The sequence below is a fragment of the Nonomuraea sp. NPDC003707 genome (assembly GCF_053587055.1).
Map to the genome: position 1 here is coordinate 16584 of NZ_JBSFNK010000038.1, position 12725 is coordinate 29308.

Genomic DNA, 12725 nt, shown 5'->3' on the forward strand with positions numbered 1-12725 from the left:
TGCCGAAGAATCCATCCATGCAGTTCAAGCGGCATGTGGCTACTCGTGAGGAACTCCGCCGAGCCGGTCTGGTCGGCGTATGTTTCAGGTCAGCGATGCGCTCTGGATCCCTGATTGGATCGGGGACGGTGCGCAGCGGGATCGCTTGGGTCAGGACTTGATTGTGCTCGCGAAGGGAGAGAAGCGCCATCCTGTTGGCCGCTCATTCGACGGACTGTGGTTGCTCAACAGCTGCTCGTGCACGTTCGATCGCCGAGGAGACCTGGCCCTGTTCGGCGCGATTCACTCAATGGAATACGAACAAATGGCGCATAATACCGACGGCAAAGGATGCGGGGTTGCTCGGCGGTTGCTCGCGCGTACGCGATACGACCCGGGACGCGTGATCACTACCCGGCACGACAGCGGCGATAAATGCGATTAGATTGACACAAGGCAGCACGTCGCGGCACCCAGCGGCATTTAAGAAACGCACTCATAATCCGTGGGTCGTGGGTTCAAGTCCCACCCGCCCTACTCTTCAATACCGCGTTCGACCTGGGGTTTCTCAGTTCTCGCCGGCCTTCGATCGCGTTCTTGATCATGGTTGGTTGCTCGGTGGCTGCTCATCTGCGCGGGTCGTGCGATGCGGTAGATCATTTAGCCTGCCGACGTCACGTCAGACCCGCGTGACGAGCAGGAGAAGATCAAGTAGGAACGGCCGAGCAGACTTTCGTCCGCTGGTCGCTCGTCGCGAGCCGCCAGCCTCCAGCGGTTACGACAGGGTCAAGCGGATCGTCCGGCAATCCTGGTCGAACGGCCCGATCGGCGTCGCCGCGCGATAGGACGATTTCACCACCTGGACGTGCTTCTCCGCCCCGCCCACACATGTCTTCGCCATACTGCGAGATTCATGGCTGTACGGCACCATCCGCCCACCCCTGACGCCGTTCCGTCCTGCCCGAGCTCCCCAGGCCGGAGGCGACACTGTCCATTGACGACATCTGCAGATCCAGTCCAACGGTGTGCATCCGGATACCGGCGGGAGCCCTTGGCTGATGACCGCCAAGGTGAAAGCCACCGCACGATCGACGTCGGAGGGGGCCACCGGAGCCCAGCCGGCGGTCCCGGCCATGGCCATCGACGGAAAGCGGTCCCGTACAGGCACGCAACGAGGTGCCTGTACGGCGGGTCGGCTACCCGGGTCGCCCCCTGATCGGCAGACGGAGGACCGCGCCGTCCGATCCGCCGAGGTGCAGGGTTTGCCGCGCGGGTCGAGAGCGCGACACGTGCCACAGGTCCTCGTCGTTGCCAGGATGCACGAGATAGAGCGGGAAGCAGGAACTGCTGATCGCCAGGCGCAGCCGGTGCCCGGGGCGCACCCGGTAGGCGGTGTCGCCGAGGCGCACGCGCACCCGAGCCGGACCGGCCGCGGTGGACACGATCTCCGCCCCCTCCAACACCATGCGCGCCCGCCCCGAGGGATAGACGTCGAGCAGCCGGACGATCACATGGGTGGACGGCGCGTCGGCGTCCACCCGCAATGCGACCTCCGCCGGCCCCACGATGTCGAACGGCGTGTCCTGCGCCTCGCCCGTGAAGGTCGCCACATCATCGCGCGCATGGACGACCTGCTCGCCCGGGAGCCCGAAGAGCTGGCTCCACTCGACGTCGACCAGGTAGGGAACCGGGGTGAGAGGGTTGTGCGTCCAGGAGACGCACGTGGCCACGCCCTCCGCCGCCGGGCGCAGCTCACCACCGTCGACGCTGGAGAGCGCGCGGTCTCCCTGCGTCAGGTGCAGCTTCACCAGGCCGGTGTCCCCGGCCGGCCAGCGGTCGGCGATCTGCCAGCCGGAGTTCGCGACCCGGTACCGCACCCGGGGAGCCCGCCACCGGCCCGGACGACCCGACAGGTAGTGGTCGAAGAACTGGGTGGGCTCGTCGAGCATTCTGGGCAGGTAGCGCGCCAGCGCGTCGTCGTCGACCTCGTGGTCCTCGTGCGGGTGACCGTCCTCACGCAGCTCGAAGTCTTCATGATCCGTCGCGTTCATGCGGAGGAACTGATGCGCTGCGGCCGGCGACGCGCCGGTCCAGTGCCAGTCGTCGAGCTGGCTTCGCTGGAGGTTGTCCCACCAGCCGCCCATGTGCAGTGCGGGAAGCTTCATGGCCGGGGCGGGCGGGCCGGTGGGGAACGAGCGCCGAAGCAGTGCGCCGTCGCCGCAACCGCGAACGAGATCGTCGAGCAATGGGGCCATATGCATCGCGTACTCGGGGAGCGAGTCGAGTCCGGCCAGCGGTTCGGGCGGCAGGACGGCTCCGTCGAGCATGCCCGGCGTCGTGAACGTGTGCAGGACCCACTCGTAGAGCGGAAGCTTGGGCACGACGCCGGGCGAGAACATGTCCATGAACCGCGAGCCGGTGACGCGCGGGACGATGGCCCGCAACGCGGGGTGGCCGCTCGCCACCGCGGCCCACTGGGTGAAGCCGTAGTAGGAGTCGCCGAGCATGCCGACCGTGCCGTCGCTCCACGGCTGCGCGACGATCCAGTCGATCGTCTGGTGGCCGTCCGCGGCCTCGTTGACGAACGGGAAGCGCTCGCCGTCGGACCGGAACTTCCCCCTGACGTCCTGGGCGACGACCGCGAAACCGTGGGCGTTGAGATAGGCGGCGATCGCCGGGATAAAGGTGTAGCGCCCGCATTTGTCATAGGGCAGTCGCACCAGCACGGTCTGCAGGTCGTTTCGCTGGGAGTCGGGCAGGTAGACGTCCGTGGCCAGCCGCGTTCCGTCGCGCAGGTGCAGCATGGTGACGTCGGCGCGGGCGTCGATCGGTGCCGGGGTGCCGCTCCAGAGCAAGCCGGCGGAAGTGATGCTCATGACAGGTCTACACCTGCTCTTTCACTCGTTGACCATGAAGAACTCGTCGGGGGTGGTGTGAGGACCAGGTACCCGTCGCGCTTCGGCCGGACCTCCTCGACGACTCCAGGAGCGCGCAGCTTCTCGCCGGCGAAGACGGGCGTCACGAACCGCACCCGTCCAGCACGTAGTTCAACGAGAACGCGTCCGGATCGTCCTCTCGACGTCGGAGTCGGTCCCGGGTCCCGCCTCCCAGAGCGCCGGAGCACCACATGGGCCGTCGCGAGCGACTCCGACGCACCGTCCGGCGTCGCCACTTCCGCCAGCACGTCCGCGCTGAGCAGACGCGTGGAGGCAATCGCGGGGACGCTCATGAGTCGAATCCCATGCCGAACCGGTCGAGCACGCGCAGCCATGCGTTGCGTCTGCCGGTCCGGTCCTGCCGGCGCATGGCCCATTGGGTGATCTGGATGCCGATCCACGCCAGCGGTTCGGGTGGGAACGGCAAGGGCTTCCTGCGTACCATTTCCAGCCGGGTCCGCTCGGTCGGCCGGCCGTCGAGCAGGTCCAGCATGACGTCGGCGGCGAAGCGTGAGGCGCCGACGCCCAGGCCGGTGAAGCCGGTCGCGTACGCCGTCCGGCCGTGGTGGGCGGTGCCGAAGAACGCGCAGAAACGTGAGGAGGTGTCGATGACGCCGGACCAGCGGTGGGTGAATCGGATGCCGGCCAGTTGCGGGAAGGTCCGGGCGAAGTGCCGGGCCAGTTTGTCGAAGGTTTCCCGGCGGTCGTAGTGCTGTGCCCTGATGGAGCGGCCGAAGTGGTAGACGGCGTCGTAGCCGCCCCACAGGATCCGGCGGTCAGGAGTAATGCGGTAGTAGTGGAAGCGGGTGCCGGAGTCCGTCACGCCCATGTCGGGGTCCCACCCGACCGCTTTCACCTGCTCGTCGCTCAGCGGCTCGGTCGCCAGGACGTAGTCGTAGACCGGCACGACGGGCAGGCGCAGGCGGCGCAGCGGGCTGCGGAACGCGTTCGTGGCGATGATCACCTTCTTGGCCTTGATGACCACCCGGTCCGTGGCGGCCTCGACGTGGCCGCCCCGGTCATGAAGGGAGACGAGCCGCGTGTGTTCGGCCAGGCGCACGCCCAGCCGCTCGGCGGTGTCGGCGAGGCCCCAGGCGAGGCGGGCGGGATCGACCAGCACGCCGACGTCCGGGCTGTGGCGGCCGGCGAGGTAGGTCGGTGAGTCGACCAGTTTCCGGACCGCCGTCGCGTCGAGGAAGCCCTGTGTCCCCGGTCCGAGGTCGGCGATCTCGTGGTCGCGGGTGGCGACCGTGAGGACACCGCCGCGGGCCAGGCCGCAGTCGATGTCGTAACGCTCTATGGTGGTCACGATCTCGCCGAGGTTGCGCACCCCGAGCTCATGCAGGGTGGCGTATTCGTCGGGCCAGCGTGCCCGTCCGTTGGCGGCGCCGTGCGTGATGGTGGCTTCGCAGAAGCCACCATTGCGGCCCGAGGCGTGATCCGCGATGCGGTCCGCCTCGATGAGCAGCACCTTGGCGGCAGGGTCGCGTTCTACCGCGCGCAACGCGCTCCACAGGCCGGTGAAGCCGCCGCCGACGATCAGCAGATCCGCCTCGGCCGGCTGGTCGAGCGAATCCCTGGCCGGCGGCCTGTTCGGGCTGTCCAACCACAGGGGTTTCAGTACGGAGTCATCGAATGACCCGTCGGGCCACGTCACCGTTCTCACGTCCTTGGTACGGCGTTTCGAAGTGTTGTCTGCTCCGCGCCAAGTCCGGAATGTGGCCCGTCCGGGTTCAGGCCGTGCGCTCGTGCTCCGGCAGCTCGAGCACGCGAAGGAAGTGCCGCAACGCCTGGAGCTGGCGTTCGGGCGTCCACATCTCCGGGTGCTCGATCACCGACAGGACCATGCCGCTCGCCCAGACCCGCACCAGGTCCACCATGGCGTCGAGCTCGTCGGGGTCGACGAAGCCCTCGATGCCCTTCCTGATGACGTCCCGCATGCTCGGCTCGATCCGCGCGAAGAACTCTTCGACGGCGGGTTCCACATTCCGGTGGCTGACCAGGGCGACTCGCGCGCGTTCCTGCGCGAGCGCCTGCTCGTCAATGGGGAGGAAGTACTGCAGCACCGCTTCGAGCCGGTCGTGCTGGTCCTCGATCGAGGTCAGCTCGTCGCGCATGGCGTGCGCGTCGTCCAGCGTCCGCTCCAGCATGGCCTTCAGCAGGGCACCCCGGCTGGGAAAGTAGTGGGTCACCAGGGTGACCGACCCGCCGAGCCGCTGGCCGACCTTGCGTAGCGTGAAGCGGTCGAGCCCTTCGTCGCCGAGGACCCGTTCCGCGGCGTCCATGATCTGCTTACGCCGTTCGTCGTGGTCAACGTAGATCGGCACAGCACCTCCTCCACCTCGGTTATATAACGTCGGTCACATCATAGCGGCGCGCCTTTCCGGTCATTGATGTTGCTCACGCCCTGGTGTCGATCACGCCGTCGTGCAACGGCTCCTCGGCGCGCAGCGCGGCTTTGTGGATCTTTCCGCTGGGCGTGTACGGCAGCTCGTCCCGGAGCTCCACGTACCGCGGCACCTTGAACGGGGCCAGCCCGGTGCCGGCCCACTCGACGACCTGCCGGGCCGTCAGCGTGACGCCCTCGGCGGGCACCACGATGGCCTTGACCTCCTCCTCCCGGTCGGGGTCCAGCACGGGGACGGCGGCGGCGTCGTCGATCTCCGGCATCGCGCACAGGTACTGCTCGACCTCGGCGGCGGAGATGTTCTCACCGCTGCGGCGGATCATGTCGCGGATCCGGCCGAGGAAGAAGTGCTGGCCGTCCTCGGTTTTGCGCGCCAGGTCGCCCGTGCGGAACCAGCCGCCGGGCAGGAAGAGCTCGGCGTTGACCTCGGGGCGGTTGTGGTAGCCGAGCATCATGCCGGGGCCGCGGAAGCAGAGCTCGCCGGGGGTGCCGGCGGGCACCTCGTTGAGGTGCTCGTCGATGACCTTCGATTCCCGGTTCGGCGCGCAGAAGCCCATCGAACCGTTCCCGGCGAGGTCGTCGCGGTCGTACGGCACCGTCGTGCCCGTTCCGATCTCGGTGCTGGCGTAGCACTCGCGGGCCTTGATGCCGAAGCGCTCCTCGATGGGCCGGTAGGCCTGGGGCGGCAGCCCGGCGACCGGCGCCCGCCTGAGCGCCAGCTCCTGGTCGAGCTCGCCGGCGGGGAACTCCAGGAGGTCCTCGTCGATCCAGGCGAAGTCGATCTGGTAGTCGTGCAGCCAGCTCATGAACTTGCGGCGGCTCAGCCCGGGCGTGATGTACAGCGCCGCGCCACAGGCGATGGCCGCCATCAGGTACGCCTGGTTCTGCATGTAGTAGAACGGGTGATCGGCCAGCATCCGCTGCGGATCCACGGAGGCGACCGCTCCGTAGATGCCCAGTTGCAGCCAGTACTCGTGCGTGAGCAGGCAGCCCTTGGGCAGGCCGGTGGTTCCGGAGGTGAACTGGATGTTCGTCACGTCCAGGGGCTGAGCCCGGTGGTGGCGCGCGGTGGCCGGCGTGGCGAGCAGTCCAGCGTAATCCAGGCCGGCGCCGGTGTTCGGGCCGAGGGCGGCGACACGATCCGCCTCGACCGGCCCGATCTTCCCGTCGGCCAGGTGCCGGTCCACGAGGTCGCCCTCGCCGACCAGCCAGGTCGCCCCGGCGTCGGACAGCACGAAGTCGATCTCGCGGCTGGTGTATTTGGGGTTCAGCGGCACGATGGCGGCACCCGCTTCGACGACGGCGAGCCAGGTGACGGGGAACTCGATGCGGTTGCCGATGAGCACGCCGACCTTGGCGCCAGGTTCCAGGCCCGCGGCCTCCAGCCCCGAGCGCAGCGCGCTCACCTCGGCCCGCAGCTCGCCCCAGGTGCGCGAGCGCTGCAGCCCTTCGATCTCGTGCAGGGCGAGCCGGTCGCCCCAGCGCTCGGCGGCGGCGTCGAGGGCTTCGGGCATGGTCTTGCCGAGCAGCGCACGGTGGTGTTCGGCGAGTCCTGCGATCGCGGTGTCAGACATGTGACTGCTCTCGTCCTTTCTCGGGGGAGCCGCCGTTCGCGGCTGCCAGGGTCCACAGGACTCGCTGGGTGGCCACGAAGCCCGGCTTCTCGCGGCCTTGCACCTCGCCGACGAGGTCGAGAACGACGAGATGGCCCTGCTCTGCGCGGTCGACGACCTCGCGCAACGTTCCGGTGATCCTGAACCGGTCGGTCAGGCGGATCACGGACACGAAGCGCACGTGGTCGAGGCCGTAATTCCACGGCGTGCACGGGGTCTGCGAGACCAGTACGTGGTTGAGCAGGTAGTCGAGCATGCCGAGCAGGTGGAAGCCCTCGACAAGGTCTTCGCCGTACCCGTCGTCCTCTTCCGAGCCGTAGGGGTGGGGGTAGCCGTCCAGGTACGTGGCGAACTCGAACTGCGCCGAGCGGTCGGCGTCCATGGCGAACCAGGGCGTGGTGAACGTCCTGCCCACCAGCGTGGGCAGGTCGCGTGGATGCGGCACCGTCAGAATGACGACTTCGGACGTGTCCGTGACATCGATGCCCATCACTCCTCCTTTATATATTCCACGTTACATAACCTCCGTTACATTAACAATCCCGGTAAGGACCGGGTGCGGCGTGAGCCGTGCGGGTCAGGTGGATCGGCGGCGGGGGCGCCAGTTCGGTCGTGGGATCGCGTCGATGAGCGCCTGGGTGTAGGGCTGAGCCGGACGATCGATGATGTCGGCCGTCGGCCCCTGCTCCACCACGCGACCGTGCTGGAGCACCACGCAGGTGTCACTCACCTGCCGTACGACCGCCAGATCATGGGAGACGAACAGGTAGCTGATGTCGCTGCGCTCGCGGATGTCGGCCAGCAGGTTGAGCACCTGGGCCTGCACGCTGACGTCGAGGGCCGAGACGGCCTCGTCGAGGATCAGCAGCGCCGGCTCCAGGGCGAGGGCCCGGGCGATGGCCGCGCGCTGGCGCTGGCCGCCCGACAACGATCCGGGCCGCTGCCCGGCGTGCCGGTCGTCCAGCCCCACGTCGTGGAGCAGCCTCGTCACCCGCTCGCCGCGTTCGCCGCGGCGGCGCAGGCCGTGCAGCGACAGCAGCTCGTGCAGGCCGGCGCCGATCGTCTGGCGAGGGTCAAGGGAGCCGTAGGGATCCTGGAAGACCATCTGCACGCTTCGCGCCGCGCGCGGCTCGTTGACCACCACCGTTCCCGACGTGGCCTGCTCCAGGCCCGCGATGATCCGGGCGGCGGTCGTCTTGCCCGAGCCCGACTCGCCGACCAGCGCCAAGCAGGTGCCGCGGTCGATCGAGAAGCTCACGTCCCTCAGGGCGACCTGTGAGGGCGCCCTGCGAGCGGGGAAGGTCTTCGACACGTCGCGAACCTCCAGCACTGGTGGCAGCGCGCTCATGAGGCACGCTCCCGCGGCGAGCCGGCGACCTCTTCGGCTCTGTGGCAGGCCACTTCCCGCCCTTCCAACACCCGCCGCGGCGGACGCTCGCTGTGACAGCGGTCCTGGGCGAACGCGCACCTGGCCGAGAAGGGGCAGCCGGCCCCCGCCTCGTAGGCGGCGATCGGCCGTCCGGGGATCGCCTGAAGGCGCCGGACCTGGGTGGCCGATGGCCGGGATCGCAGCAGGCCGGCAGTGTAGGGGTGCAACGGCCGTGCGCACAGCTCGGCGGAGCGGCCTGTCTCGACGATCGTCCCGGCGTACATGACGGCCAGCCGGTCGGTGACGGCCGCCGCGAGGTCCAGGTCATGGGTGACGAACAGCAGGCTGCGGCCCTGTTCCCGGATCTGCTCCAGCAGGACGGCCATGACCTCCGACTGCACCGTGACGTCCAGCGCGGTGGTCGGCTCGTCGGCGAAAATAAGCCGTGGGCCCGGCAGCAGCGCCGCGACGATCATCACCCGTTGCAGCAACCCACCGGAGAGCTGGTGCGGGTACTGGTGCATGCGCCGCTCCGCGTCGACGATGCCGACGTCCCGCATCAGGGCGCAGGCCGCCTCCCACGCCTGCGCCGCCGGCATCCGGCCCGTGTCGACGACTCCTTCGGTGACGAACTGGCCGATAGTCCGGCTCGGGTTGATGTGCGCACGCGGATCCTGGTGGATGAGGGCCACCTCACCGGCGCGGTAGCGGGCCAGCTCCTTGCGGGACGTGGTCAGGACGTCCTTGCCGTCGAAGACGATCTCGCCGGATGCCCTCAGCCCGCGCGGCAGCAGGCGCATGGCCGCTCTGATCGACAACGACTTGCCCGACCCGGACTCACCCACGAGCCCCACGGACTCGGCGGCGCCGACGGTGAGGCTCACGCCGTCGACCAGGGTGCGGTCGGCGACCTGTACGTGAAGGTCGCGCACTTCCAGCAGGGTGTTCATCGGCGACCTCCGGATCGGACTGCCAGTTGCGCGCCGAGGACGTTGAACGCCACCACGGTCACGACGATCAGAGTTCCGGCGACCAGACTCTGCTGCACGGCCCCATCCAGCAGCTCCGAACGTCCCTCGGCGACCATGACGCCCCACTCGGCCTGGGGCGGCTGGATGCCCAGCCCGAGGAAGGAGACGGCGGCGAAGTCGGCCAGCGCGGTGCCGAACCCGTAGGTGGCCTGGGCGAGCAGGATGGGGAACACGTTGGGCAGCAGATGCCGCAGCCCGATCCGCAGCGGCGACATGCCGGCGAGCTGGAGGCTCTCCACGTAGCCGCGACGCCGCTCCCGCACGGCCACGCTGCGCACCACCCGGGCCATGTACGGGGCGTACACGAGCCCGAGCGCGAGCACCGGCGCCCAGAACCCGGCGCCGAAGACCGCCGAGGACAGGATCGCCACCAGGATGCCGGGCACGGCGAACATGACGTTGAGCAGCCGATTGCAGATCCGGTCCACCCATCCGCCGTGCCAGGCGCTGAAGAGGGCCAATGCGGTGCCGAGCACCGCACTGATCAGCACGACCATGGCCGGCCCCGCGAAGCTGAGCCGGGCGCCCACCAGCGCGCGGGACAAGATGTCCCGCCCCAGGGAGTCGGTGCCGAGCCAGTGCTGCGCGCTCGGTCCCTGGCTCGCGGCGAGCACGTCGGCGGCGTCGGCCTCGTACGGCGCGAGCCAGGGCCCGGCGATCGCCAGCACGGTGAGCAGCCCCGCGACGACGCCGGAGACCAGCAGCAGTGGGCTACCCGCACCGGCCTGTCGCCACCGCACGTTCGGCACCGTTCTGGTCCAGGTGAGCGCCATCACGCCCCCGCTCTCTCGCGCGGGTCGAGCGCCACCTGCACCAGGTCGATCATCGTGGTCATCACGACGAAGACGACCACGATGATGAGGCTGACCGCGGTCACCACGTCGTAGTCCTTGCTGGAGATGCTCTGCACCAGCAGCGCGCCGACGCCGTCCACCCCGAACGCCTGCTCCACGACCACCGTCCCCGAGACCAGGCCCGCGATCGCCAGGCCGGAGGCCGTCAGCACGGGAAGCGCGGCGTTGCGCAGCACGTGCCTGCGCACGATGATCCCGGCGGGGATGCCGCGGCCCCGGCTCGTCTCCACGTACTCCTTGCCCGACTCTTCATCGACCGCGGCGGAGGTCAGTTGGGAGACGTACGCGCCGTACCCGATCGACAGGGCGATGGCCGGAAGCGTCAGATGCCAGATGCGGTCCAGGAACCCGTCGCCCGCGCCATAGGTGGGAAACCAGCCGAGCCGGACGGCGAACGCCCCGATGAGGGCGTTGGCCGCGACGAAGCTCGGGACGGCGACGCCCAGGGCGACGAGCGTCGCGACGATCGGCCGTCCACGGCGGGCGACACCGCCCGCCACGCCGACGACGATCCCGACGACCAGCACCAGGGCCGCCGCCATGGCCACGAGCATCAGCGTGGTCTGCAGGCGCGGCCCCAGCAGCGCCGCGACATCCTGCCGATAGGTCAGCGATCTGCCGAGATCGCCCCGCAGAGCGGCCGTCAGCCAGTGCCAGTAGCGCTCCAGCAGCGGATCGTCCAGCCCCAGCTGTGCCCGTACCGCCGCCCGCGCCTCCTCGGTGGCCCGCGCGCCGAGGAACCTGGCGACAGGGTCCCCCGGCGCGATGGACAGCCCGGCGTAGATCACGAAGGAGGCGGCCACGATCGTGCCGAGGGCGCCGGACACCGTACCGGCGACCCGCCGCATCGCGGGCGCCTTGTCAGCGTTGGCCATCGCGCCTCATCCGGCCGCGCCGACGTAGGCCATCTGCGGCATCGACCAGTAAGCGAAGGACGTCACCGCGCCCGTCAGCCGGTTGCCCAGGAAGGTGATCGTGTTGGTCGACAGCAACGGAACGGAGCTGGCGTCCGGCTCGAAGACCTCCTGCGCCTTGATGATCTTCCGGGCGCTCTCGACCGGATCGAGCGTCTGCCGGGCCTCCGTGAGCAGCTTCGTGACCTCGGCGTTGGCATAGCCGGTGTAGTTGTACGGCTGCTCCGGCAGCAGGTCGAAGCCGAGCGGTTCCAGCGGGCTCTGGCCGGCGTTGAAGTTCTGACTCAGCATCAGGTCCACTCCTGGACGCTTGGACGCGTCGTAGGACGCCTCGGCCCACACCAGGGGCTGCATCGTCTGGATCTTGACGGTCACACCGATGGCCTTGGCCTGCTGCTGGACAAGCTGAGCCGTCCTGGACATCGTCTCGTCGCCGGCCATGGTCGCGAGGACGACTGTGTCACCCTTGTACGACGACCCTTGGACCAGCGTCTTGGCCGCCTGAAGGTCGTAGGAGCGTGCCTTGACGTAGGCGTCATAGGCCGTCTGGTACAGGGCACGCTGGCCGCTCGGCCAGCTGGCCGGGGCCAGCAGGGTGTAGTTCGCCTCGGCGGCCCCGTGGAAGACGACCTTCGCCAGCGCGTCACGATCGACGGCGCGCTGCAGCGCCTGGCGGAGCTTGTTGTCGGCGAGAGGACCGTCGGGGCGGGCGATGGCAAGGGAGACGGTCTGCGTGGAGGGGCCGAAGATCAGCCGACCCTTCTGCGACTTCTGCAGGCTCGGCACCGTGGAGAAGGGCAGTTCGTACGCGCCGTCGATCTCCCCCGCATTCAACGCCTGCGCCACGGCGGTCGCGTCGGTGACGAACGTGAAGCCGACCTCCTTGGCGAACGGCCGCAGCTCCTTGTTCCAGTAGCCGTCGTTGCGCGTGAGGGTGATGCCGCTGCCGCTCTTCCGCTCCCCCAGCGTGAACGGGCCGCTGCACACCAGCCCGCCCGATGGGGTGCCCACGTCCTTACCGGCCCGCTCGGCCCATTCCTTCTTGACGACGACCCCCGAGATCGTCGCCATGCCGTCGGCGAACAGCGCGTCAGGCTGCTTGAAGGTGACCGTGACCTCCTTGTCGCCGGTCTTCTTGATCGCCTCGACGTAGACGAAGACGAAGCTGACGATGGCGGTGGGGTCGGCCGAGCGCTTCAGGCTGTAGACGACGTCGTCGGCGGTCACCGGTGTTCCGTCCGAGAAGGTGACGCCGTCGCGCAGGGTGAAGACCAGTTCCGTGGGCGAGCGCTGTTCCATGGTGGCCAGGCTCGGGCGGGTGCTGAAGTCGGCGTTCATGCTGAGCAGCGAGTCGCACACGTTCTTGACGACCTGGCCGGAGCTGTAGCCGGCGGCGTTGCGCGGATCGAGCGTGTCGGGCTCACCTGTCGTGAGATTCCAGATGATCTTATCGACGTCGCCCTTCGCGGCCGGCAGGGACGAGGTCAGTTTCGCCGGGTCGATCTTCCGGGCGGTGGGGGTCTCGGTGGAGCTTCCACCGCAGGCGGCCACCGTGGTGCTCACGATCAGGGCCATGGCCGCGAACATGAGCCGGCGCCCGGCCAGATGGGCAAGGTCCATGG

At 68.9% G+C, this 12725-nt stretch carries 11 protein-coding genes; 1 reads left to right on the forward strand and 10 read right to left on the reverse strand.

Features of this window, described 5'->3' with window-relative positions; genetic code table 11:
- Window positions 1-79: 79 nt before the first annotated feature.
- Entirely contained in the window at window positions 80-424 is a 345-nt protein-coding gene (locus ACWDRB_RS54655; protein ID WP_449908490.1) for a hypothetical protein, read from the forward strand.
- Window positions 425-1175: 751 nt separating this feature from the next.
- Here the strand turns inward: ACWDRB_RS54655 and ACWDRB_RS54660 are convergent.
- The 10 genes from ACWDRB_RS54660 to ACWDRB_RS54705 all read right to left on the reverse strand — a co-directional run bounded on the left by ACWDRB_RS54660 (window position 1176) and on the right by ACWDRB_RS54705 (window position 12723).
- Window positions 1176-2855: a CocE/NonD family hydrolase gene (locus ACWDRB_RS54660; protein ID WP_449908492.1), complete on the reverse strand. Its 1680-nt coding sequence runs from the start codon at window positions 2853-2855 to the stop codon at window positions 1176-1178.
- Between the two features lie 349 nt (window positions 2856-3204).
- Window positions 3205-4521 (reverse strand): NAD(P)/FAD-dependent oxidoreductase, encoded by a 1317-nt coding sequence (locus tag ACWDRB_RS54665; protein WP_449908494.1) that lies wholly within the window; start codon window positions 4519-4521, stop codon window positions 3205-3207.
- A 127-nt stretch (window positions 4522-4648) separates the two neighbouring features.
- Window positions 4649-5242, reverse strand: coding sequence for a TetR/AcrR family transcriptional regulator (locus ACWDRB_RS54670; protein ID WP_449908495.1), 594 nt, complete (start codon window positions 5240-5242; stop codon window positions 4649-4651).
- 73 nt (window positions 5243-5315) lie between these two features.
- On the reverse strand, window positions 5316-6896 hold the full coding sequence (locus tag ACWDRB_RS54675; protein WP_449908497.1) for a class I adenylate-forming enzyme family protein: 1581 nt from the start codon (window positions 6894-6896) through the stop codon (window positions 5316-5318).
- Window positions 6889-7425, reverse strand: a complete 537-nt coding sequence (locus ACWDRB_RS54680; RefSeq protein WP_449908499.1) for a hypothetical protein — start codon at window positions 7423-7425, stop codon at window positions 6889-6891. The genes ACWDRB_RS54675 and ACWDRB_RS54680 overlap by 8 nt, the downstream gene beginning before the upstream one ends.
- 87 nt (window positions 7426-7512) lie before the next feature.
- Window positions 7513-8283, reverse strand: a complete 771-nt coding sequence (locus ACWDRB_RS54685) for an ABC transporter ATP-binding protein (protein WP_449908501.1) — start codon at window positions 8281-8283, stop codon at window positions 7513-7515.
- Window positions 8280-9254 carry an ABC transporter ATP-binding protein gene (locus ACWDRB_RS54690; protein ID WP_449908503.1) on the reverse strand — a complete coding sequence of 325 codons (975 nt, stop codon included), beginning with the start codon at window positions 9252-9254 and terminating at the stop codon, window positions 8280-8282. The genes ACWDRB_RS54685 and ACWDRB_RS54690 overlap by 4 nt, the downstream gene beginning before the upstream one ends.
- The gene (locus tag ACWDRB_RS54695) at window positions 9251-10108 is read right to left on the reverse strand and encodes an ABC transporter permease (protein WP_449908652.1); all 858 of its coding nucleotides are present in this window, start codon (window positions 10106-10108) and stop codon (window positions 9251-9253) included. Before ACWDRB_RS54695 ends, ACWDRB_RS54690 begins: the two co-directional genes overlap by 4 nt.
- Entirely contained in the window at window positions 10108-11064 is a 957-nt protein-coding gene (locus ACWDRB_RS54700; RefSeq protein WP_449908505.1) for an ABC transporter permease, read from the reverse strand. Before ACWDRB_RS54700 ends, ACWDRB_RS54695 begins: the two co-directional genes overlap by 1 nt.
- Window positions 11065-11070: 6 nt before the next feature.
- Window positions 11071-12723: an ABC transporter substrate-binding protein gene (locus ACWDRB_RS54705; protein WP_449908507.1), complete on the reverse strand. Its 1653-nt coding sequence runs from the start codon at window positions 12721-12723 to the stop codon at window positions 11071-11073.
- Window positions 12724-12725 lie beyond the last annotated feature (2 nt).